We start from the raw sequence: 24,423 nt of genomic DNA, 5'->3' as shown, positions 1-24,423 counted from the left end.
CAGGTTAATAACAAAATATTATTTTAAAGGCTGTGCATTTTGCATGGCCTTTGTAATTTTATTTGGCAGCAAGGTGATAAATTTTGGAAATGATGTTGCTTTGTTGCATTTTTGTATGCTTATTAAGAAAGACGGAGGGATTAGACCCAACGAAGTCTTAGCAACCTGTGCCAACAAGGTGCTACATTCTAATCTCGGTTAGCCGGGAGAAAGATAAGTTAAGGAAGTACTATCCATGTGCCAACTTTTTGAATAAGCCTTTTTTTTAAGTATCAGGTATAAAGTAGCAAGTATCAAGAAAGATTTGTCTATACTTTTTGCTTATATCTGGGGTTAGGTCGTTTATCAAGCATATCTTGATACCCGATACTAGCTACTTGCTATTAAATAACAATGAGCATAAGAGAAGAATTAGAAAAACGTATTTTGGTGATTGATGGTGCGATGGGCACAATGATTCAGCGTTATACTTTAACGGAAGAGGATTTTAGAGGTGAACGTTTTAAAGATCACCCCTGCGATGTAAAAGGAAATAATGATTTGCTCAACATCACCCGTCCGGATATTATTAAAGCCATCCATCTCGAATATTTAAGCGCAGGAGCTGATATCATCGAGACCAATACCTTCAGTACACAAAGAATTTCCATGGCTGATTACCAGATGGAAGATCTGTCCTACGAAATGAGTTATGAAGGTGCAAGGGTAGCAAAAGAAGCTGCGGATGAATTTATGGCGGCTCACCCCGATCGTAAATGTTTTGTTGCAGGTGCCATTGGCCCAACCAACAGAACCCTTTCTATGTCGCCAAATGTAAATGATCCTGGTTACAGGGCAGTTTATTTTGATGAATTGGAAGCCGCTTATTATGAGCAGGTGCGTGGTTTGGTCGATGGTGGATCAGATGTACTGCTTATTGAAACCATTTTCGATACCTTAAATGCAAAGGTGGCCATTGTGGCCATTAAAAAATATGAAGAAGTAATCGGGCGTAAACTGGAAATCATGATTTCTGGTACCATTACCGATGCTTCGGGTAGAACGTTATCTGGACAAACGGCGGAAGCTTTTTTAAACTCCGTGATGCATGCAAAGCCATTAAGTATTGGTTTCAATTGTGCTTTAGGTGCAAAAGAAATGCGTCCGCACATTGAAGAACTGGCCGCAAAAGCAGGATGTTATGTTTCTGCTTATCCAAATGCAGGCTTACCAAATGAATTTGGTGCTTATGATGAGCAACCCCATGAAACAGCACATTTGGTAGATGATTTTATTGCCTCTGGTTTTGTAAATATTGTGGGTGGTTGTTGTGGTACAACGCCAGAACATATCGGCTGTATTGCAGCGAATGCCAGAAAAGCATCTCCGAGAAAAATCCCGATTATTCCACCTTATATGCGTCTGAGTGGTTTAGAGCCGGTTACCATCACGCCAGAAAGTATCTTCGTAAACATTGGTGAAAGGACTAATATTACTGGTTCGCCCAAATTTTCAAAATTAATTTTAGGTGGAGATTATGAAGCTGCCCTTGCTGTAGCCTTGCAACAGGTTGAAGGTGGTGCGCAGGTGATCGATGTGAACATGGATGAAGGGATGCTTGATTCAGAAGCGGCCATGACCAAATTTCTAAACCTGATTGCTTCAGAGCCTGACATTGCGAAATTGCCCATCATGGTCGATTCATCTAAATGGTCGGTAATTGAAAATGGGTTAAAATGTTTGCAGGGGAAGGGAATTGTGAACTCTATTTCCTTAAAAGAAGGAGAAGATAAATTTAGGGAAAGTGCCCGTAAAATCATCCAATACGGTGCTGCGGTTGTGGTAATGGCCTTTGATGAGCAAGGACAGGCCGATAATTACGAGCGGAGAAAAGAAATCTGTAAAAGAAGTTACGATATTTTAGTAAATGAAATTGGGTTCCCGGCAGAAGATATTATTTTCGACCCGAATATTTTAACGGTAGCCACCGGATTAGAAGAGCATAATAATTATGCTGTCGATTTTATTAATGCTACCCGCTGGATTAAAGAAAATCTGCCACACGCAAAAGTAAGTGGTGGGGTTTCTAATATTTCCTTCTCGTTCAGGGGGAACAATACCGTTCGCGAAGCGATGCACTCTGCTTTTCTTTATCATGCCATTCAGGCGGGTTTGGATATGGGAATTGTAAATGCAGGAATGCTTGAAGTTTACCAGGAAATTCCACCAGAGCTTTTAGAAAGGGTAGAAGATGTACTCCTGAACAGGAGAGAAGATGCTACCGAGCGTTTGGTGGAGTATGCCGATACCGTAAAATCGAAAGGTAAAGAAATCGTAAAGGATGAAGAGTGGAGAAAAGGACCTGTTGAGGAAAGGTTATCTCATTCTTTGGTAAAGGGAATAGTAGAATACCTGGATGATGATGTAGAAGAAGCACGCCAGAAATATGCCCGCCCAATTCAGGTAATTGAAGGGCCTTTAATGGATGGGATGAACATTGTTGGGGATCTGTTCGGAGCAGGGAAGATGTTCCTGCCTCAGGTAGTGAAATCGGCAAGGGTAATGAAAAAGGCAGTAGCTTATTTACTGCCATTCATTGAGCAGGAGAAGCTAGATAATCCCGATCAAAATCAAAGCTCATCTGCCGGAAGAGTGTTGATGGCAACTGTAAAAGGCGATGTTCATGATATTGGTAAGAACATTGTAGGTGTGGTTTTGGCTTGTAACAACTTCGAAATTGTAGATATGGGCGTAATGGTTCCTGCACAGGAAATCATTAAAAAAGCCAAAGAAATAAATGCTGATATTATTGGTTTAAGTGGGCTAATTACACCATCACTTGATGAAATGGTTCACTTTGCCAAAGAAATGGAACGTGAAAACTTTACTATTCCTTTAATTATTGGCGGGGCGACAACATCGCGGATTCATGCCGCAGTTAAAGTAGCACCCAACTATTCTGGTCCGGCAATCCATGTATTGGATGCTTCACGAAGTGTAACGGTTTGCAGCACTTTAATGAATCCGGAAACAAAGGATGATTATGTTGCTGGTATTAAGGCAGAGTATGAAAAAGCTCGTGAAGCACATTTAAATAAACGCTCTGACAAGCGCTTTAAAACACTGGAACAAGCACGTGAAAATAAGTTTAAAATAGATTTTAAGTCAGATCTTCCTGCACCGGAATTTACCGGAACAAGGGTGTTTGATAATTATCCATTAGAAGAATTGGTTCCTTACATCGACTGGACGCCATTTTTCCATACCTGGGAATTACGTGGAAGCTATCCTAAAATATTCGATGATAAAAATGTTGGTGATGAAGCCAAAAAGCTTTTCGATGATGCACAAAAGTTATTAAAACGAATTCTGGATGAAAAATTACTGACTGCTCGGGGCGTGATTGGTTTCTGGCCGGCTAATGCGGTTGGAGACGATATCGAACTAGAAGTCCGGAGTCCGAAGTCCGGAGTGGGAAGTCAGAATGACGACTCAAGATTAGCGACTCAAGACTCAGAACTAATTACCATACATACCCTTCGCCAGCAGGCAGAAAAAGTTGATGGGCAACCCTATTATGCCTTATCAGATTTTATTGCACCAAAAGAAAGTGGTATTCAGGATTATTTTGGCGGTTTCGCTGTAACTACGGGTATTGGAATTGATGCCTTGGTAGAGGAATTTGAATCCAATCATGACGATTATAACAGCATCATGGCGAAAGCGCTGGCCGATCGTTTGGCCGAAGCCTTTGCAGAACGGATGCATGAGCGTGTACGAAAAGAATATTGGGGTTATGCCAAGGATGAAAATTTAAGTAATACCGAATTAATTAAAGAAGAATATGCAGGTATTCGTCCGGCACCAGGTTATCCTGCCTGTCCGGAACATACCGAAAAGGGTACTTTATTTGAGTTATTAGATGCTGAAAATCAAATCGGCTTGCGTTTAACTGAAAGTTATGCGATGTATCCAACAGCTGCGGTAAGTGGATTTTATTTTGCACATCCTGAATCCAGGTATTTTGGATTAGGAAAGATTACCAAAGACCAGATTGAAGATTATGCGCAACGTAAAAATATGTCAATAGAAGAAGTGGAAAGATGGTTAAGTCCGAATTTGGCTTATTAAAGTTGCAGGTTGCAGGTTATTGGTGTGGTGTATTAAAGGCCACATTAATGAAACTGGAAACCACACGAAAATTATAAATGGATTTATAAATTATTATCAAAAGCTGGTTAAATAAGCATCTAAACTTTTAACCCGCAACCTTCAACCTAAAATGAAAATTGTAGACCACATTAAAAATGCTAAGGGTAAAACCTTATTCTCTTTCGAATTGCTACCGCCAATTAAAGGCCAGAGTATCCAATGGATTTATGATGCTATTGATCCCTTGCTGGAATTTAATCCTCCTTTTATTGATGTTACCTCCTTAAGGGAAGATTATATTTACAAGGAGCAGGATAATGGATTGCTGCAAAAAGTATCTTACCGAAAACGACCTGGTACCATTGCCATTTGTGCGGCAATTATTCATAAGTATAAAATTGATGCAGTACCACATTTAATTTGTGGTGGTTTTACTAAGGAAGAAACCGAAAATGCGTTAATCGATCTGCAGTTTTTAGGTATTGATAATGTTTTGGCATTACGTGGTGATGCCCGTGCTGCCGATCATTCTTTCATCCCTACAAAAGGTGGCCATTGTTACGCTACAGATCTCATTCAGCATATAAAAAACCACAATGAAGGCAAATTTTTGCATGAAGATATTGAGACTTTCAAGAGTGATTTTTGCATTGGCGTTGCCGGATATCCGGAAAAACATTTTGAAGCACCAAACTTAAATGCTGATTTTAAATACCTGAAAAAAAAGGTAGATATGGGGGCAGAATTTATTGTAACTCAAATGTTTTTTGATAACCAGAAGTACTTTGATTTCGTGAAAAAATGTAGAGAAAACGATATCAATGTGCCAATTATCCCAGGTTTAAAGCCTATTAGTACTTTAACGCAACTAAACGTATTACCTAAAATTTTCCATATAGACCTGCCAGATGAATTAACTGATGCCTTGTCGCATGCAAAGAGCAATGCTGAAGCAAAAGAAATTGGAACGGAAGCGATGATTAAGCAGTGTAAAGAATTGATGGACTTTGGTGCACCGGTATTGCATTTTTATACCATGGGTAGACCAGAGCAAACGAAGCAGATTGCAAAAGCAATTTTTTAAATAACTACTGTTTGGTTAACAAAATTCTGACAGAACTTTAACGCCAATAAATTGTTAAACAGATTGTACAACTTATATTTGTAGCAATGAATTTAATCAGTTTTAAATATCTACTAATCATCTGCATAGCTGCTACTTTATTTCTCAAAGTAAGCAATGCAGTATCGTATTTAAGGTATTCAACTGCTGAAATAGAGTATTCATCTGTTAATGATGATGCTACAGAAAAAGAGGAAAAAAAGATAGAATCTGAATATTTAGCGAATCATTTTTATTCCGATCCACAAGCTGGATTGTTTTTTGTGACCGATAAGAAACTCCTTATTCCTGATCATTCTTTTAAAATGACCTACTTTCCCGAGGTATTGACTCCACCACCATTAGCATAATTGTACCATACTCTAGTTTTCAATCAGCATCGCTTTCTTGCGTTGTGGCAATTTTCTTTTAATCTAAATTTATAATCATATGAAACGAGCAATTTCATTTTCATTTGCGGCATTCTTAATTGTCGCATCATCACAAATCCGTGCACAGGAAGTAACACAAGATAATGTAAAGCCAGTTAATAATTCTCTTGAACTGGTTTCAAAACTTCAACCAGTTAGTTTTAACTACGATAAAACCTGGGCTGAAAAATTAAAAATATCTGCAAGACCACAATATGGTTTTATTGGAGCGGATGCCAAAACAAATGTTCCTGAATTGGTAACTGTTCAGGCTAAAGATTATGCGGCAGGTAAAAATGCTTATAGATCTGCTACGATAACCAAAGTCGACTATGAAAGTTTAATCCCCCTGCTTGTTGGTAGTATAAAAGACCAGCAACTGCAGATTGAGGCATTAAGACAGGAGATCCAATCATTAAAATCTCGAAGTGCAAAGTAAAAAATGAGTAAAAGGCTGGATCCAAAATCCAGCCTTTCTTGTTTTGTTAACGTCTATATTTTCAAATACCTCTTATTGTATGAAATATGAAAGTCATATTTTAAATCTACCTTTTTTATCTGCAAAGTACTATTCATAAATCGTTTTACTTTAAGGCATTGATATATAGTTTGTTTGATGTCTTCTGGTGAATAATATGCGTCTTGATGACTGTTATAACTTTTATATGATACACCGCTCTAAAAACCGAAAAAACCGTTTCTTTGGTCAATTAAAATTGGACATACTACAATTGTGTCTGGATTTTAAGTTGTTTAATTTTTATATACACAATGGACACCAAATTTTCAGAAACGAAACCAAAATCTAATTACACCGTTCCGCTCATTACCATTACCCTTTTGTTTTTTATGTGGGGATTTATCACCTGCATGAACGATATTCTGATTCCCTACTTAAAGAAGCTTTTTAGTCTGACTTTTTTTGAATCAATGCTGGTACAGTTCAGCTTCTTCGGCGCATATTTTGTTGGCTCATTAATTTATTTTTTAATTTCATACGTCAAAGGTGATCCCATTAATAAAGTGGGATATAAGAAAGGAATACTCTTTGGAATTGTGCTTGCTGCTATAGGTTGTGCACTCTTTTTCCCGGCGGCAACTTATTCTATCTATCCCTTATTTTTGGGTGCATTATTTGTTTTAGGGCTTGGTTTTACCGTATTGCAGATTACTGCAAATGCCTATGTTTCGTTGTTAGGTCCAGAAGATAGTGCTTCAAGCAGATTAAATTTAACACAAGCTTTTAATGCCTTTGGGACCACTATTGCACCGATTTTAGGTGGTCACCTTATCTTTGAATTCTTTTCTGCGTCTGATGGGAGCTTCAGTGCTTCCGCCACAAGAATTCCCTATTTAATCTTCGCAGGCATATTACTTCTGGTAGGTTTATTAATTTTCTATGTAAAATTACCTTCATTTAAGCCTGAAGAGGAAGAGCAAGCCAAAGGTTTAGGGGTTTTAAAATTTCCACATTTAACCAGAGGTATCGTTGCGCTTTTTTGTTACGTTGGTGCTGAGGTTGCTGTTGGTAGTTTTATCATCAGTTTCTTACATCTACCGGAAATCAGTGGATTAGAGGAAGCAATCAGTAAAAATTATTTATCGCTATACTGGGGTGGCGCAATGATTGGGCGATTTGTAGGTTCCATCTCTCTAAACCATTCATTAAGTCAGGCGAAAAAAATTATATATATGTTAGGTACGGCAATATTAGTTTTTGCCCTAATTTTTAGCATTGTAGATTTAACCTTCGCACAGATCAGTTTCTTTCTTGTTTTTATTGGATTAAACTTTATTGGATTCCTGGTGGGTAAATCAGCTCCAGCAAGAACTTTGGCAATCTTCTCTACCATTAATGTACTGCTTTTAATTTCAGTGATGGTAAATAAAGGCGAACTGGCCATGTATAGTGTTTTAGGGATTGGAATTTTCAACTCCATTATGTTTTCTAACATCTACACACTGTCGATTGCGAAATTAGGTGTTTATACAAGTCAGGGATCTTCATTATTGGTCATGGCAATTCTTGGTGGAGCAGTTCTACCATTGGTTCAGGGAGCTGTTGCAGATCAGATCGGGGTGCATCACTCTTTTATCCTTCCTTTGGTTTGTTATTTGTTTATTTTATACTTTGGTATTTATTGTACAAAACACCTTAAAGGAATTGAGCAGACTAGTGTTAAGGGCGGACATTAATGTTGCTGAAAGCCTATAAATCTAAATATTTATAAGAAAGTCCGGGAGTTTTTTCCGGACTTTCTTATATTAAGCCTATAAATAAACAACTTCAATCAGGCCCATTCCGTTACTATAGTTAATAGCAGAGCTATAAATATAATGTTCTGGTTCATATACAATTCCTGCTTTCACAGGATTGTTATGAATATAATCTAGTTTTTGTTCTTTAAAAAGATTGGTTTCTACGGAGATTGGATGGTAGCCATCTTGCCAAAACTTAAATTCGTCGCTTTTAGCATGAATTTTGGCAGCAAATGAAAATTTGTTAAGCATCCAATCTCTGTTTTCATTGATGTCTTTAATCGTTGATGTAATTTTTCGGGAGGTAAATTTTTTGAAGTCACGTATAATATCCGGAAGTTTATTTCCTTCATCAGCACTGACCATCATGTGTAAATGACTAGGCATTAAACACCATGCGTAAATAATTAATCCTTTATCTTTCTGGCAGTATTTAAGACTTTCTATGACTACTTCTGCAAGTTCTTTTCTGGTGAAAACATCAATCCAATTGACAACCGTAGTTGTAATGAAATAAATGCCGTTATCATCGGCTACCTTATATTTGAAACCCATTAATAAATATAAGATATTGATTAAAGGATTTAAAACTTTTCTTTAGATGGGCTAGTCCGGAAATTTTTTCCGGACTTATAACACTGTGGATTTCAAATCCACTTTTTAAGTTTTATAAAACTTAATGAAAATAGATTGGGATTATAAATCCCGACCAACTAAGAATTAGTTATTCAATAAATATTTTTTAAATCCATCAAAATCTGCCTCCAATTGATCGGCATGCTTAGGGAGACTTTCCAAAGCCGTAACCTGTTCAGGGATATCAATTTTAGCAGCAATATCTGCAGGGAAAATATCAGGAAACTTACAGGCATGAGCAGTAGATAAGAATACGGCAGCACTATTTTCTGCTGGATTTTCTTTTCTATATTTTTCAACAGCTAAATAAGCAATCGCAGTGTGGGGACAAGCAACATAATTTAGTCTCTCATCTAGATCTTTAATGCCTTCGAGCGTTTCCTCATCATTAAAACGATAAGAAGTAACCACTTTTTTCAAGGTATCTACATCCTGATTAAATAAATCCATGATGCGAATCCAGTTACTTGGGGCACCCACATCCATGGCATTAGAATAGGTTTGTGAAGATGGTCGCGTTTGATAGATCCCACTTTCCAGAAAACGGGGAACGGTATCATTGATGTTAGTTGCTGCGATAAATTGTTTTACGGGCAAACCAAGTTTGTAAGCCAGTAAGCCTGCGCCAATATTGCCAAAATTTCCACTTGGAACAGAAAAGATCACATCTTGGATACCTTGTTTTTTCAATTGTGCATAAGTATTGAAATAATAAAAGGTTTGTGGAATTAACCTTGAAATATTAATGGAGTTGGCAGAAGTTAATCTGAATTTACTATTGAGTTCCGGATCAGCAAAGGCTTGTTTAACCAAAGCTTGGCAATCATCAAAAGTACCTTTTACTTCAATAGCCCTGATGTTGTTTCCATTTGTGGTCAGTTGTAGCTCTTGTATCGGACTCACTTTTCCCTCTGGATAAAGAATAGTCACTCTGGTATTGGGTACGCCTAAAAAGCCTAAAGCTACTGCGCCGCCAGTATCGCCAGAGGTAGCCACTAAAACATCCAATAGCTGTTCGCCATCTTTCAGAAAATAGGCCATTATCCGGCTCATAAAACGGGCACCAAAATCTTTAAAAGCTAATGATGGACCATGGAAAAGTTCCAACACAAAGGTTTGATCATCAAGTTTTACCGCAGGTGCATCAAAATTAATGGCGTCTTCAATTAAAGCCTTTAAATCTTCGGCTGGAATTTCATCCTTTAGTAGGGTAGAGGCAACTTTGTAAGCAATCTCTGGTAAAGAATATTGCTCAATATTTTGAATAAAATCTGCATCTAATGTTGGTATTTCTACGGGCATGTATAAACCTTTATCCTTAGGCATGCTATTAAAAACAGCTTCTTTAAAGGAAACACGTAAATCTTTATTATTGGTTGAATATAATATCATGGTTGGTTAAGTTGTGTGGTCGATGAGCTGGTAAGTTGTATGGTTGCTAGGTTGCTGAAGTAATCTTCTAATCCTTTTCATTCTTCGTTCACAATACTCTTGGCCCCTCGGCATTAACCGAAGAAACGTAGGCTTTGCTATTGATGTTAATTTTATGTAGATATTGTTGTTGTGCTTTGGTGATTTTCTTTGCGGTTTCTTCATCTTTTGTTAAAGCAAATACAGAAGGACCAGAACCCGAAATGCCAAAACCTATTGCACCATTTTCCATTGCAATGGCTCTCATTTCTTCGAATCCAGGGATTAGAATGGAGCGGGTAGGCTCAACAAGAACATCCTTCATACTGCGACCGATTAAGTCAAAATCATTCATAAATAAGCCACTCACTAAACCTGCTACATTTCCCCATTGGGTTACGGCATCTTTTAAAAGTACCTTACTGCGAATCATCTGACGGGCATCTTTTGTTGGAACATCAACCTCCGGATAAACAATTGCGGCATACATTCCGGCTGGGGTTGGCAATGAAATTACATCAAGAGGCTCGTAACTTCTAATCAAAACAAAGCCACCCAAAATGGCTGGTGCAACATTATCTGCATGGCCATAGCCGCAGGCAAGTTCTTCACCCTTCATGGCAAAAGGAACCAGTTCTTTTGCAGTTAGCAAATCACCCATTAATTTATTGATGGCATATAAACCAGCAACAGTACTGGCTGAGCTAGAGCCCAACCCACTACCAATGGGCATTTTTTTGTGCAATTCAATTTCAACACCAACATCTAAACGGTTTACATGTTGCAGGTAATGTTGCACACTGGCACTTACAGTATTTTTTGCAGCATCCAATGGTAAACGTCCATCATCACCGCTAATACTTTTGATTACTACACCTGGAGTATTAGTTAGACGCATTTCAACTTCATCTCCAGGTTGATTTACAGCGAAACCCAATACGTCGAAACCACAAACAACATTGGCTACAGTGGCGGGAGCGAAAACTTTTATACTATCTTTCATTTTTAATGAATCAGCTAGTGATTATCAAGATCTGAGTCAAAACTTGCAATCACTTGAATTTATTTTTTGTTAATAATCAACTAAATTTCTGCTAGTTTACTGAACCCACATTTATAATATCTGCAAAAACCCCTGCTGCGGTCACTTCTGCGCCAGCTCCCGGACCTTTCACCACTAATGGACGGGATTTATACCGATCTGTGGTGAACGAAATGATATTATCGCTTCCGGAAAGCATGTAGAAAGGGTGACTGTCATCTACCATCTGCAAACTGATTTCAACATTTCCATCTTCCAGTTTTCCGATGTAACGTAAAACCTTCCCAGTGTTGGCCGCCTGATTTTTTAAATCTTCAAAATAGGCTGCGTTCTTTTGTAATTCAGCATAAAAATCTTCTACAGATGTAGCATTTAGACAAGCCTCAGGTAAAATATTATCAATTTTTACATCGGCTGCTTCTAATGGATAACCTGCATCACGGGCAAGAATTAACATTTTACGCATAAAATCTTTTCCATTCAAATCATCCCTTGGATCGGGCTCAGTATAACCTAACTTCTGTGCTTCTTTAACAGTTTCATAAAAACCAGCCTCATCTTTAAAATTATTAAAGATGTAAGAGATTGTACCCGATAATATGGCTTCAATACGTGCTACTTTATCGCCACTCATCATCAATTCTTTTAGCGTCCGGATGATTGGTAAGCCTGCACCAACGTTTGTTTCATAATAAAAATCTACGCCAAACTTACGGGCAGTATCTTTAAATGATTTGTATTGGGCGAAATCTGCAGAATTTCCTTTCTTATTGCAGGTAACTACAGAAATGCTACTTTCAAAAACACCCTGATAAAATTCAATAGGTGTTTCTGCTGCGGTATTATCTACAAATACACAGTTTGGCAAATTCATCGCCTTCATTTTAGCAACGAAGCCAGCCAGATCTGCCTGTTCGCCATTTTCATTTAAAACGGTTTCCCAATTTTCCAGCGATAAACCATCTGCATTAAACACCATTTTACGGGTATTACAAATGCCGGTTACTTTTACCTGTAAATCATTATTCTCGGCAAGAAAAGGCATTTGTTCTTTCAGCTGGTTAAACAGCGTTTTGCCGATATTTCCAGTTCCGAGGCAGAAGATATTCAGCGTTCTTTTTAAATCTGTAAAAAAGGCATCGTGAACGGCATTAACTGCTTTAGATAAATCAGCGGCACTGATGATTACAGAAATATTGTATTCTGAAGACCCTTGTGCAATTGCCCTCACGTTGATTCCGTTACGGCCTAAAGCACCAAATAAACGTCCACTCATTCCTGGCGTATGTTTCATGTTTTCACCTACAATGGCCAAAACTGCCAGGTTGTTTTCCACCTCTGGTAAAGCCAGTTTATTGGCATCTAATTCCAGTTCAAACTCTTTTTTAATTAAAGCAATTGCTTGTCCGGCATCAGTTGGTTTAACAGCAAAAGTGATACTATGTTCTGATGAAGATTGGGTAATCAACACCACATTAATCTGTTCTCGGGAAAGCAAGGAAAATAATCGTCCACTAAAGCCAGCTTTTCCAACCATACCGCTTCCCGTAAGGTTGATGATGCTGATGTGATCAATAGATGAAATGCCTTTTATAGGAAGGCTGGATGTTTTGACATCACTTTTAATATAAGTTCCACCGAAATCAGGCTCGAAGGTATTTTTAATAACAATAGGAATTTTCTTCATGAAAGCAGGAATCATCGTTGGCGGATAAATCACCTTTGCGCCAAAATAACTCAATTCCATTGCTTCAGTATAACTCAGTTCTGGTAGCGAGAATGCTTTTTTAACAATACGAGGATCAGCAGTCATCATGCCGTTTACATCAGTCCAGATTTCAATTTCTTCAGCATTTAAAGCTGAGCCCCAAACTGCAGCCGTATAATCAGAACCGCCACGGCCTAAAGTGGTTACTCTTCCTGCTGCATTGCTGGCAATGAATCCGGTAACAAAAAGTACCTTTTCCTTATTGTTCTGATAGAAATCATTGATTAATATCTCTGTTAAATCGGTGTCTACCTTAGCCTGCCCGAAATTACTGTCGGTTTTAATTAACTCTGCACCGTTTACGTAAACTGCATTGCTGATATTTTGAGCAGCAATATGTGCAATCATAAATGAAGAACAACGTTCGCCATAACTCAGAATCTGATCTTTGGTTTGCAAACTCAATTCTCGCAAATTGCTAACCGCTTGTAATAAATCTTCCAATTCATTAAAGAAGATCTTTAAACGGGTAAATACCGGGTTTTGCGCTGCTGCTGGTAAAAGCGAACGGATCACCGCAAAATGTTTCGCTTCTATTTCTTTTAAAGAAGCATCATAATCTTCTCCGCGTTCAGCCCGCTCTGCCATATCAGTAAGCAGGTTGGTTACACCACTCATTGCCGATAATACAACTACCGGATTGCTTTGTAATTTTTCTTTGGCTACTATATTAAGTAGCGTTTTAATGTTCTCGGCCGAACCTACGGATGTGCCACCGAATTTGAGTACTTTCATTAGTTCTGGTTTTAGCTAAACTGCACCTTTGCTTGTTAATTATTTTGGTTGAGTACAGTTTAAATGGTTTGGGTTTAAAAAAAAAAGCGTCCCGATTTTTGTCGGGACGCTTTCTGTGTTTTTTATGTTAATTCAATTTACAACAAATTAGCCCCGCTGGTTTATCCCGATGGTAATAATAATCGTTGTAATAATTGATGATGTAAAATTCATGTCTTCTTCGTGTACTTTGTACACCGTAAAGTAGAAGATTATTTTTTTAAAATGCAAATGTTTTTTAAATTTTCTTTCTGAATTTTTAATAAAACGTTTAAGTGGATGAAATAAAGGCATTTTTTGAACTGGAAACTAAGTTGGATTTTAATGCTTAAATTTTAATGTTCATCAACGATTATTATGATGTGTTGCTTTACCATTCATGTTATATGTGTTCCTGGCATCATTCGGTAATTTGTAGTTTAAAAGTTTAGGTTATATATTAATACGGCAAATACTTATGGAATCTTGAATGATTTAGAATCATCATTGAAACAAACCGCATGAAATTCTTTATTACAGTTTTAATTCTGATGGCCTTTTGTGCTAATGTCTATTCACAAAACAATACTAAAATAACACTCAAATGCGGGGTAACTCCGATGGGTCAGATGCCGCTATGGATTATGGTATTCAGGAATAAAACTTTTGTTTTAAAGAAGGAATATACAAAAGCAATTAATCCAAATACAATTGAAGCAATAAATGTAACAAAGAATGATGCAGAAGCCGCAATTTATGGTATCAGGGGAGCTTACGGTGTTGTGACCATCAGGATCATGAAAAAGTTTGCAAGAGGAGAATTTAAGCGGCTAAAGCCATATTTGGAAAAGTTATAATTAACTACCTCACGCCAATATAAATCTCTACTTCCGAATCTACACCTTGCTGAGATTTTTTGCCATAAACTTCAAAATCAGCATGATAAGTGCGGTATAAGGCAATATCATTGGCCCAGATTTCTTTCCAGGTTTCTACAACGGCATTGGGCATTTCGCCTTTGGCAATATACCTTAACAGTTTTTCGTTTTTAACTTCCCGTCCTGTTAAACCATCAGGGATAATATCCAAAGTACTTACCCGATGGCCGATAATGGTGGTGTATTTTCCGGTATAATCACTTTCATAATCAGTATAGATGGCATAAACATCATCAGATTCTTTGCTGGGGATTAGTTTGCCTATTTCTTCTTGGTAAAACCTGGCCCAGAGCTGCCCTAAATCTGCAGCAGCCTGATTGTTTTGATTAGTTGTTTGAACCGATATCCCGATTATCTTGAAGTTTTCCATCATTTAGATTTTAAACGAAGATATTGTTTGTTGAATAACTTTTAGCTTCTATTTTTAGAAAATGCATAAGCCTCGATTATCCATTTTCCCATCCCTTATGCTTACCTTTGCATCAAAGTATGCAAGGATTAGTTATAAAATCTACAGGGAGCTGGTACAGTGTGTTAGGCGATAATGGCGAACGTTACGACTGTCGTATTGTGGGTAAGTTCAGGATGAAGGGAATCAAAACCACGAACCCAATTGCCGTTGGTGACCGTGTGAAGTTTGATCTCGAGCGTGACAGCAATCAAGGAATTATTGATGAACTTTTACCTCGGAAAAACTATATTATCCGTAAATCAATTAACCTGAGTAAACAAGCCCAGATATTGGCCGCCAACCTAGATATGGCTATTTTGGTCGTTACACTAGCCTCACCAAGAACTTCCTTAGGATTTATTGATCGGTTTTTGGTAACTGCCGAAGCTTATGATGTGCCCACTGTTCTCGTATTTAATAAATTAGATCTATTCAGTAAAGAAGGCCTCGAGATTCTTCAGGAGTTTAAAGATATTTATGAAAATATAGGCTATGCTACTTATGAAGTTTCTGCTTTGAAGGGCATCAATATTCCAATTATTCAGGAATTAATTACTGATAAAATCACCTTAATATCTGGTCACTCAGGAGTAGGGAAATCAAGTTTAATCAATGCGCTTTTGCCTGACCGGGATTTACGTACAGGTGAAGTTTCTGATTGGAGCGATAAAGGACAGCATACCACAACCTTTGCAGAAATGTTTGAATTGCCTCAGGGCGGTTTTATTGTAGACACTCCTGGCATTCGAGAGCTTGGCGTAATCGATATCGAAAAGGAAGAATTAGGGCATTTCTTCAGGGAGATTTTTAAAACTTCCCACCAATGCCGTTTCAATAACTGTCGCCATGTGAATGAGCCGGGTTGTGCTGTAATCGAAGCTGTGAATAATGATGAAATTGCCATTTCAAGATATGAAAGTTACCTGAGTATTTATCATGGTAACGATACGCGGCATTAGCCCCCCAACACCCTGAAGGGGGAGTTGAAAGGCAAGGTGGATAGGCAGGGCGTAAAGTAAAAAAGAAATAATAACGTTTTGTTTAAACTATAGAAAGTCAAAAGCCCCCTTCAGGGGGTTGGGGGTAAATATGAAATTCAAATTAGGAGATTTTGTTCGTTTTGTTGATGAAAAACGTGAGGGTTATGTTACGAAGATAATTGATGCACAAACATTGGGGGTAACGGATGAGGATGGTTTTGAAATTCCTGTAGCCATCAGTAATTTAACCTCTGTACATGGCCACGGTATAACTGCAGAGGAACAGGATGCACCTAAGCCTATTCAGGTAAGTGTTCCAACAATCAGTAAAATTGAAAATGGAATTTACGTTGCTGTTGCCACGGATAACAAGGCTGGTAACGTGGTTCACTTTCATTTGCAAAATCAATCATCCAGTGTTCTTCTGATGAGTTTGACCACTGAAAGGAAAGAGAAATATACTGGTGCCTTTCATGGCATTATTGAAGCTTATCAATCTGCATTGGTATATTCTGCTTCATTAGCAGACCTTGATTTATGGCCAGAATTTACCTTCCAGATTTTAATTTCTGGTAAGACGGATGCAAAGCCAGTTGATCCCTTGGTGATCCGTAAGAAATTCAGGGCGAAAGATTTTTCTTCCGAACAAAAGGAATTACCAATGGCTAAAAATAAAGGCTGGTTAATTCGTCTGGATGATTTGGTGCCTATAACTATCGATGCCCAAAAGTTAAGGGAAAGTTTTTTTAAATCGCCTGCAGAAAAGAAAACAGTAGATGCCCCGGCTAAAGAAATTGATCTTCATATCGAAAAGTTAAGGGATGATCACCACTTTTTAGAACCAGATGAAATTCTTCAGATTCAGATAAATCATTTTCAAAACTCCCTTGATGCCGCTATCGTACACCATTTCGACAAAATGATTTTTATTCATGGGTCAGGAAATGGAACGCTAAGGGATAAAATTCATAAGCTGATAAGCAAAAACCCGCACATCAAAACATATATGGATGCCAGGAAGGAAAAGTTCGGCTACGGTGCAACTGAAGTAGTTTTTAAATAAATCGGTTCATTAGTTCAATAGTCATTGGTTCATTTGTTACCTATGAACTTAATACTGAAAATTGCAAACTTAAAAATGTTAACTGAAAACCTCATCTCCATAGTCAGGGTTTGCTCCATGTTGCGAGGCGACAAAGGCACCAACTTTGCAGGCCCTGTCTAAAACTGTATTAATTGGGTAGCCGTTGAGATAGCTAGAAATAAAGGTAGCTAAGAATGAATCGCCGGCACCAACTGTGTCTGCAACTTCAACCTGGTAGCCTTTGTGATGATATAAATGACCATCCTGAAGTACGTATGCACCTTTCTCACCTACGGTTAAGCAAATAATTTCAATATTGAAGTTGAGGCTGAGTTGCTTTAATAATTGTTCATCTGTATTGCCTGTTAAAGCCAGTTCATCTTTCAGATAAACCAATTCGTGTTCATTTACCTTTAAAATATTAGCCTCGCCTAATAAGGTTTTTAAGGTTTCTATGGTATAAAACGGCGGACGAAGATTAATGTCGAAGATCTTGAGTTTAGCCTGTTTCAGTAAAGCCAGAATGGTGTCTTTGCTTTTTTCATTTCGACATGTTAAGCTGCAGTAAACAAAGGCATCTCCTTGTTTTACCGCTTCAAGCGCATGGTCGTTTAGGTTTATTGCATCCCAGGCCACAGGTTCTACAATGGTGTAAGTCGCCTGATGAGATTCATCAAGTTTTACTTCAACAGTACTGGTTGGGAGGTCATTGATTTGAATTAAATCTGATTCGAAGTTTTGAGCTTTTAAAAATTCAATCAATTCTTTTCCTGATTCATCATCTCCAACCGCACTGATGAATTTACTGTTGATCCCTTGCTTGTGAAGATTTAAAGCCACATTCATACTTGAGCCACCTGCTTTTTTCCCCTCTGGAAAAACATCCCACAAAATTTCGCCTATTGAAATTACTGTTTTTTTCATGCCTGATTATTTGTGATGTAAAGAAACAGTTTTTATACATGGAACGGAATAATTTGTTTCATATCTTTACCATAAGACCAGAAAATGATGAAGATAAAAATATTAATTACGCTACTAATATGCTCGGTAAGTGCATTTGCACAGTCGCCAAAAGATAAACAAGCTATTCTTGATGTGTTGGAAAAACAACGAACGGAGTGGAATAAAGGTAATTTGGAAACTTTTATGCAAGGCTATGTTAAAAGTGATAGCTTGCTTTTTGTTGGAAGTAGCGGGCCCACTTATGGCTGGCAAAAAACATTGGATAATTATAAGAAAACTTATTCAGGTAAAGCGGGGATGGGTACGCTTACCTTCGGAATTAAAAAGGTAGATTTTTTAAATCAGGATGTCGCATTCGTGTTGGGAAGCTGGCATTTAAAAAGAGAAAAGGACGAACCACAAGGATATTTTACCTTATTATTTAAGAAGTTGAATGGGGAGTGGAAAATCTTTGTAGATCATTCAAGCTAAAAAATAAATATCGTGTTTATCGTCATTTCGACTGGAGCGCGGCGTAATGGAGAAATCTTTGAAATAATATAACATCATTTCTCCGCGTTGCTCGAAAAGATGTTCAATGATAAGTTATTGCTTCAATAGATTGCAGCTGAACAGAGAGCTTATTGAACAATATTCTAATTCTGTTACAAGGATTTCTCCACTTCGGTCGAAATGACGTTTAAGCGATACATCGTCATTTCGACTGGAGCGCAGCGTAATGGAGAAATCTTTGAACTATTAAACATCATTTTCTGCTTTGCTGCAAATGACGTTCTGTGATAAATATTTATTTATATTGGATCATATTTGAACACAAAGCTCATCCCGTTACAAAGATTTCTCCACTTCAGTCGAAATGACGATCTAAGGTAACTTATTGGGTTAAAAACTATTCTCCAAGCTTAAAATCTTTATAATAATAATCCTTATCCTCATCGGTAAGTTGGCGGATTATCCTGCAAGGGTTTCCAGCTGCGAAAACGTTATCAGGAATATCACGGGTAACAATACTTCCTGAACCAATAACTACGTTTGAGCCAATTTTCACGCCTGGATTAATCACTACATTTCCGCCAATCCAAACACTGTTTCCAATGGAAATTTCTTGTGCCCACTCATATTCCTGATCTCGGAGATGCGCATGTAAAGGATGCCCGGCAGTATAAATGGCTACGTTGGGCGCAATAAAAACACTGTTCCCGATGGATACCTTGGCGCAATCTAAAATAACCAGATTAAAGTTTGCATAAAAATTATCGCCAATTTCTATGTTGTAACCATAATCACAACGGAATGGAGGTTCGATGTAAAACATCCGCTCTGTTTTACCAAAGAGCTTTTTGATCAACTCTTTACGCTGCTTAACAAACTTCGGAGCAAGGTTATTAAATTCAAATACAACCTCCCGGGCCCTTAATCTTTCTTTTGATAATTCTCCATCGCCAGCCTGGTAAGCTTTACCTGCCAGCATTTTTTGTTTCTCGATTAGTAGGTTGATATCCATAAAATTTATTTTTAAAAAAAATACGGGGCTAATCGTAACCGACGCCCCGCTGAAATGCATTTATTAATATGTTATGGCCTGCCTTTGGCTAAAGCACGTTCAGCAATCTTTACGGCTTTTTTCTCTCTCCAATTGGCGTATTTCTCTTTGAAAGTCATTTTAATTAAACTATCAATAGCGCCATGCGTAAATAAGCTCCAAACACTGGCTACTTTCCGGGTAATGGATTGATCCCATGCACGTAAGCTTAAAGAGAATGAACCATCAAGATATTTCATCCAATGCCACATTCCGGTTGGCATAAATAAGGTGTCGCCGTGCTCTAAGAATACTTCGTAGCCTTCAATTCCTTTTAAAGCAGGAAATTTTTCAAAATCAGGATTATCTACCTGATAATCTTCTAAAGCATAAGTGGCATTCGGCAGGCAATACAATCTGTCTTTCCATTTATTATCGAAAAGCACAATGTGCTTTCTACCACCAAAATGGGTGTGGAAAATATGAGGTAAATCAATGTCGTAATGTAAAAAGGTAACCGAATTTGATCCACCAAAAAACATTGCAGGCATGCTTTCTATAAAACCACCCATTAAATCTTTCGGAATTTTTATATCGTTGATTAAGCTGGGAACTTTCTTAAATAAATTAAAGAAAAAGATCCTTAATTCTGTTGGTTCACGTTTTATTAAATCAAGGTAATCACCAAACTTCATATGGGCAGTTGCCGCATTTATCGGTTTAGACGGATCTGCTTTGGAGTTGTCGTACAATGGAACTTCAAGTTCCCCACCAATTTCTTTTAAGTATTCTGTCGTCCATTTTTCTCTTGCCGGCCAGTCTTTGGTAAGGCCTTTAATGACAAGCGGACGTTTCGTTTTCAAATAATTTTTTTTGAAATCTTCAGGAGTTATGCTCTCCACGATATCAACAGGTTTTAGAATGAAACTCATGCGTTTAAAATCGGATATTTGTGCCGAACAACAAAAATGTAAATTTTATTTTACAAATAGTAGTGTATGTATTAAATGTGACTTAAATCACGTATTTGAATTAACAGTATAATAATTTGATCGTTTAAGCCGAAACTTTGTTTTTAATAATTTCAGCGTAAGCCGCATTCCATAAATCTATCCGGTTTTGTAAAGCCCTTTTAGTTGTTTCCTCGGCTTCTGTCCAAAAAGAATCATCTTTTTCACATAACTTTTCTGTCATGGCTAAAGCTAAATGACTGTGATGGTCGCCGTCTACCTCAATATGTCGCTCCAGGTAATATTTAAAAATCGAGACTTTTTCAGGTTGAGTGCTATTTAAATCATTAACCATGCTAAAGAACATGTTGGGGATTAAATCTTCTCGACCGAATGTGAAACTGGCCGCTTGTAAATGTGTTTTGCCACTATTAATGGTGTCAAATGTTGCATTCATGAAATCTCTGGCAGCCTGAGGAACATTCGCTAATTCAAAAGCCGTGTTAAAATCGCTTCCATTTTTTAATGAAATTAAGAAATTGTTTATAGGATTTACGTTAGCACCACATTGTTCCATCGCATCTAAATACAGTTCGAAATGGCTTTTAACATTACCGGTTGCATCGACATCACTTTCCTCACCTGCTACAATTTCATTGATGAGTTGACGGGTAATCGCATCACCCACTGGAAACCAAGGTAATGTAGTACAAGTTAAATTGATTTGTAAAGATTTAAGCAGCGACATAAAATCCCAAACGGCGTAAATGTGGTGCTCCATAAAAATTTGTAGATCTTCTACCTCACTAATGGCATTGTATACCTTATGGTTGATAATCTGCCTTCTAAGCGGTTCAATGTTTTCCTTGATTTTTAAAATATTAGGATGCATATTTTTGTATTTGAATGATCGACAGGTAGATAAATGTGTGCGATTAATAATTAACCATACCAAATGTTTTGCCCGCTTTCATATGTAATTTTATGCGTCAAAATTAAGTAGTAATTTGCGATAACGCTCTAAAAATCAAAAACCTGAAAAACGGCTGACAAACTACTCATTGAAAATACATTGAAACTTAAGTTCAGAGAAGAAATAAAGGGCAAATGGGCGAAAAAAAAATGCCTTTGCCGAGGCAAAAGCATTCTTATATATTCAAACTAAACTAATATTTATTTAGGCATTAAAACTGAATCAATTACATGGATAATACCATTTTTTTGATATACATTAGCAATTGTAACGGTGCTCATTCCGCCTTTTTCATCTTTCAAAACCAATTTTTTGCCTTCCATCCAAGCCCAAAGTTTACCACCTTCTACTGTTGTAAGCTCTGCTTTACCACCACCAGCTTTAATGGCTGCAGCGATTGCTTTGCTATCTAATTTACCAGCTACAACGTGGTAAGTTAAAATTTTTGTCAAGGTTGCTTTATTTTCTGGTTTCACTAAATTAGCAACTGTACCTGCAGGAAGTTTATCAAATGCTGCATTTGTTGGTGCAAAAACAGTAAACGGACCAGCGCCTTTTAACGTTTCTACTAAACCTGCTGCTTTAACTGCTGCAACCAAAGTAGTGTGGTCTTTAGAATTTACCGCATTATCTACAATGTCTTTAGTTGGATACATTGCCGCACCGCCAACCATAGGATTTTTTTGTGCGTAAACCTGAGTGGTAACTGCCATAGTAACTACTGCAATTGCCGATAAGATTAATTTTTTCATTATTTTAAATTTTAAGTTTTTGTTATTTGCCTTCATTTACGACACATCACAGATACTTGGATTTTTAAAATTTGAAAATTTTTATTAAAATACTGATTATAAGTGACTTAAAATTATTTTTTTTCGAAATGATTTTAGGTGAATTGATCTTTATTCTACAACTCTAGATGGTAAATTTGTTGTAAATGAATCGTGTTTTTGACTACGTTACCTTTGCATTTTTTATCTTTTTTGAGAAATAGGATGGGAAAAACCGTTTCAGAAAAATTGCTTTGGTTTCTTTTCCGCCGATATATACTTCTTCTTTTTTGGCTTTAACAGCTGCCACAATTTGTTTGGCACAATCTGCTGCGCTCATCCCATTCGCTTGTGCATCGTCCATAGTTCCCTGGCTATTTCCATTTGCAGTTAAAGCATTAACGGAAACATTGGTTTTAATAAATCCTGGACAAACAATGGTAATATGGATATTCTGATGCTCAATTTCTGATCTTAAAGAATCGAAATACCCATGCAAAGCATGTTTTGATGCCGCATATGCAGAACGTAACTTTGTTCCAAATTTCCCCACCAGGCTGCTAATCACCACGATTTGACCACTGCCATTTTTAATCATTGATTGCAGAACTGCTTTGCTTAAAATTACGGTTCCCCAAAAATTGGTATTCATGATCTGCTGTTCGGTTTCTAAGCTAGTAGCAAGAGCTAATCCGCGTTGGCTAATGCCTCCCGCGTTAATTAAAAGATCTATGGCTCCAAAAATACGAATAGCATCCTCTATTTTTGCAGCTAACATTTCTGTTTCGCTTAAATCAAATGGCAGCACATGAACATTAAAAGAATTTTGACAATTGCCTTTTACCCTAAAAAGTTCATCGCGGTTACGCCCTGAAATAATGAGTTTATCCCCCGCTTTAAAATGTTCATAAACCAAGGCTTCCCCAATTCCAGATGATGCACCTGTAATCCATACAATTTTTGACATATCTTATTAATTAATTTTGAATGAGTGAGTTTTGAATGAGTGAATGTTATTTTACTTGCGAAATCACTCATTCTCTAATTCAATCATTTTCAATTCACTCATTCATTTCCCACTATAAATAATTCTGAAGCGATATGATCGGCAAAAAGTTTACCCCTTTCGCTTAGTTTAATTTGATCATTCTGGATAATCAACCAATCTTTTTCTTCAAAAGCCTTCAAATTGTGATTGGTTTCTGCTAAAAACTCCGAGCCAAAATCAGATTCGATCTTTTTTAAATCTGTACCCCACATCGTTCTTAGGGAAGTCATTACATATTCGTTAAATCGATCATTCAGTGATAATTCTTCCACTATTTCCGGGAGTTTATTTTGAGCCAATACCTCCATGTATTGCGCATTGTTCGCCGGATTCATGTACCTGTTTTGTCCATCAAAACCATGTGCCGATGGGCCAATGCCAATATAGTCTACCCCTCGCCAGTAATTGGTATTGTGTACGGCATAGTGATCGGGCTTGGCAAAATTGGAAATTTCGTAATGTTCAAAGCCTGCGGTTACCAATTCATTCATTAACATTACAAATTGTTCGGCACTCTGGCGATCACTTACTGGCTGCTGTTTTTTGTTTTTGATTGCATGTGCCAATGCCGTCTTTGGTTCCACAGTTAATGCGTAAGCTGATATATGTGGAACCTGAAGTGTTATTGTTTTCTGGATATTATCAAGCCACTTTGAATCACTAAGTAGGGGATAACCGTAAATGAGGTCGAGGCTAAGGTTTTCAAAACCTGCATCCTGACTTCTTTTAATACAGTTTTCTGCTTCCATTGCATGATGAGCACGGTTCATCCAGCGTAAATCTTCATCAAAAAAGGATTGAATCCCGACACTAAATCTATTGACCGGAAGTTGCCTTAATGTTTTTAGTTTATCAGCAGTTAAATCATCAGGGTTAGCTTCGATGGTGATTTCTGCCTGTGCATCAACAGAAAAGGTGTGATTGATGGTATCAAAAATTTGCTGCAAAGCGCTTTCCGACAATATTGAAGGTGTTCCTCCGCCTAAATAAATACTCCCCACCTGACCTGATATTCGATCCAGTTTCATCTTAATTTCCCGGCAGATGGCATCTACCATTTCATTTTCATATTTTAATGAAGTGCTGAAATGAAAATCACAATAGTGACAAGCCTTTTTGCAAAATGGGATGTGGATATAAATGCCGGACATAACCGCAAAGATACAGCATATTCTAAATGCAATTATTTTCTTTAGGTAAACAATGATT

The 24,423-nt window shown here is 37.4% G+C and carries 21 protein-coding genes and 1 riboswitch; of the genes, 9 read left to right on the top strand and 12 right to left on the bottom strand.

From position 1 onward, the window contains the following. Nucleotides 1-116 precede the first annotated feature (116 nt). A riboswitch (SAM riboswitch) is annotated at nt 117-220 on the top strand. 173 nt (nt 221-393) lie between these two features. From metH to EV200_RS14385, 5 genes are all read left to right on the top strand, one after another. Continuing rightward, a complete protein-coding gene (gene metH, locus EV200_RS14405) occupies nt 394-4,110 on the top strand; it encodes a methionine synthase (RefSeq protein ID WP_132533818.1) in 3,717 nt (1,238 codons plus the stop codon). A 151-nt stretch (nt 4,111-4,261) separates the two neighbouring features. Beyond that, complete coding sequence (locus EV200_RS14400) at nt 4,262-5,215, top strand: methylenetetrahydrofolate reductase (RefSeq protein WP_132533816.1); 954 nt, start codon at nt 4,262-4,264, stop codon at nt 5,213-5,215. Nucleotides 5,216-5,301: 86 nt separating this feature from the next. Continuing rightward, complete coding sequence (locus EV200_RS14395) at nt 5,302-5,604, top strand: hypothetical protein (RefSeq protein WP_132533814.1); 303 nt, start codon at nt 5,302-5,304, stop codon at nt 5,602-5,604. A 79-nt stretch (nt 5,605-5,683) separates the two neighbouring features. Beyond that, the gene (locus EV200_RS14390; protein WP_132533812.1) at nt 5,684-6,103 is read left to right on the top strand and encodes a tail fiber domain-containing protein; all 420 of its coding nucleotides are present in this window, start codon (nt 5,684-5,686) and stop codon (nt 6,101-6,103) included. A gap of 332 nt (nt 6,104-6,435) precedes the next feature. Further along, entirely contained in the window at nt 6,436-7,860 is a 1,425-nt protein-coding gene (locus tag EV200_RS14385; RefSeq protein WP_132533810.1) for a sugar MFS transporter, read from the top strand. A 75-nt stretch (nt 7,861-7,935) separates the two neighbouring features. On the opposite strand, the gene EV200_RS14380 is transcribed toward EV200_RS14385, so the two are convergent. The 4 genes from EV200_RS14380 to thrA all read right to left on the bottom strand — a co-directional run bounded on the left by EV200_RS14380 (nt 7,936) and on the right by thrA (nt 13,514). Next, the gene (locus EV200_RS14380) at nt 7,936-8,478 is read right to left on the bottom strand and encodes an REP-associated tyrosine transposase (RefSeq protein WP_132533808.1); all 543 of its coding nucleotides are present in this window, start codon (nt 8,476-8,478) and stop codon (nt 7,936-7,938) included. A gap of 165 nt (nt 8,479-8,643) precedes the next feature. After that, a complete protein-coding gene (thrC, locus tag EV200_RS14375; RefSeq protein ID WP_132533806.1) occupies nt 8,644-9,951 on the bottom strand; it encodes a threonine synthase in 1,308 nt (435 codons plus the stop codon). Between the two features lie 88 nt (nt 9,952-10,039). Further along, nucleotides 10,040-10,972: a homoserine kinase gene (locus tag EV200_RS14370; protein WP_132533804.1), complete on the bottom strand. Its 933-nt coding sequence runs from the start codon at nt 10,970-10,972 to the stop codon at nt 10,040-10,042. A 91-nt stretch (nt 10,973-11,063) separates the two neighbouring features. Beyond that, nucleotides 11,064-13,514, bottom strand: coding sequence for a bifunctional aspartate kinase/homoserine dehydrogenase I (gene thrA / locus EV200_RS14365; RefSeq protein ID WP_132533802.1), 2,451 nt, complete (start codon nt 13,512-13,514; stop codon nt 11,064-11,066). 539 nt (nt 13,515-14,053) lie between these two features. On the opposite strand from thrA, the gene EV200_RS14360 reads away from it, so the two are divergent. Continuing rightward, on the top strand, nt 14,054-14,389 hold the full coding sequence (locus EV200_RS14360; RefSeq protein ID WP_132533800.1) for a hypothetical protein: 336 nt from the start codon (nt 14,054-14,056) through the stop codon (nt 14,387-14,389). A 4-nt stretch (nt 14,390-14,393) separates the two neighbouring features. Here the strand turns inward: EV200_RS14360 and EV200_RS14355 are convergent, their stop codons facing one another. Continuing rightward, entirely contained in the window at nt 14,394-14,843 is a 450-nt protein-coding gene (locus tag EV200_RS14355; protein WP_132533798.1) for a GyrI-like domain-containing protein, read from the bottom strand. 116 nt (nt 14,844-14,959) lie between these two features. On the opposite strand from EV200_RS14355, the gene rsgA reads away from it, so the two are divergent. Next, nucleotides 14,960-15,880, top strand: a complete 921-nt coding sequence (rsgA, locus tag EV200_RS14350; protein WP_132533796.1) for a ribosome small subunit-dependent GTPase A — start codon at nt 14,960-14,962, stop codon at nt 15,878-15,880. Between the two features lie 130 nt (nt 15,881-16,010). Then, nucleotides 16,011-16,964 carry a Smr/MutS family protein gene (locus EV200_RS14345; protein WP_132533794.1) on the top strand — a complete coding sequence of 318 codons (954 nt, stop codon included), beginning with the start codon at nt 16,011-16,013 and terminating at the stop codon, nt 16,962-16,964. A gap of 78 nt (nt 16,965-17,042) precedes the next feature. On the opposite strand, the gene EV200_RS14340 is transcribed toward EV200_RS14345, so the two are convergent. Beyond that, complete coding sequence (locus EV200_RS14340; protein ID WP_132533792.1) at nt 17,043-17,909, bottom strand: carbohydrate kinase family protein; 867 nt, start codon at nt 17,907-17,909, stop codon at nt 17,043-17,045. An 84-nt stretch (nt 17,910-17,993) separates the two neighbouring features. On the opposite strand from EV200_RS14340, the gene EV200_RS14335 reads away from it, so the two are divergent. Next, nucleotides 17,994-18,422, top strand: coding sequence for a YybH family protein (locus EV200_RS14335; protein WP_132533790.1), 429 nt, complete (start codon nt 17,994-17,996; stop codon nt 18,420-18,422). 418 nt (nt 18,423-18,840) lie between these two features. Here EV200_RS14335 and EV200_RS14330 read toward each other — a convergent pair whose 3' ends face one another. The 6 genes from EV200_RS14330 to hemW all read right to left on the bottom strand — a co-directional run bounded on the left by EV200_RS14330 (nt 18,841) and on the right by hemW (nt 24,365). Next, a complete protein-coding gene (locus tag EV200_RS14330; protein ID WP_132533788.1) occupies nt 18,841-19,455 on the bottom strand; it encodes a sugar O-acetyltransferase in 615 nt (204 codons plus the stop codon). A gap of 71 nt (nt 19,456-19,526) precedes the next feature. Continuing rightward, nucleotides 19,527-20,405 carry a cupin-like domain-containing protein gene (locus EV200_RS14325; protein WP_132533786.1) on the bottom strand — a complete coding sequence of 293 codons (879 nt, stop codon included), beginning with the start codon at nt 20,403-20,405 and terminating at the stop codon, nt 19,527-19,529. A 124-nt stretch (nt 20,406-20,529) separates the two neighbouring features. Next, complete coding sequence (locus tag EV200_RS14320) at nt 20,530-21,315, bottom strand: DUF3050 domain-containing protein (protein WP_132533784.1); 786 nt, start codon at nt 21,313-21,315, stop codon at nt 20,530-20,532. Between the two features lie 281 nt (nt 21,316-21,596). Continuing rightward, nucleotides 21,597-22,148: a fasciclin domain-containing protein gene (locus EV200_RS14315; RefSeq protein ID WP_132533782.1), complete on the bottom strand. Its 552-nt coding sequence runs from the start codon at nt 22,146-22,148 to the stop codon at nt 21,597-21,599. A gap of 202 nt (nt 22,149-22,350) precedes the next feature. Next, complete coding sequence (locus EV200_RS14310; protein WP_132533780.1) at nt 22,351-23,133, bottom strand: SDR family oxidoreductase; 783 nt, start codon at nt 23,131-23,133, stop codon at nt 22,351-22,353. Between the two features lie 98 nt (nt 23,134-23,231). Then, nucleotides 23,232-24,365, bottom strand: coding sequence for a radical SAM family heme chaperone HemW (gene hemW / locus EV200_RS14305; protein WP_132533778.1), 1,134 nt, complete (start codon nt 24,363-24,365; stop codon nt 23,232-23,234). Between the last annotated feature and the right edge of the window lie 58 nt (nt 24,366-24,423).

The organism is Pedobacter psychrotolerans (genome assembly GCF_004340665.1).
Taxonomy (GTDB): domain Bacteria; phylum Bacteroidota; class Bacteroidia; order Sphingobacteriales; family Sphingobacteriaceae; genus Pedobacter; species Pedobacter psychrotolerans.
Note: the sequence above shows the minus strand (reverse complement) of the source record. Positions and strands in the feature narration are given on the sequence as shown.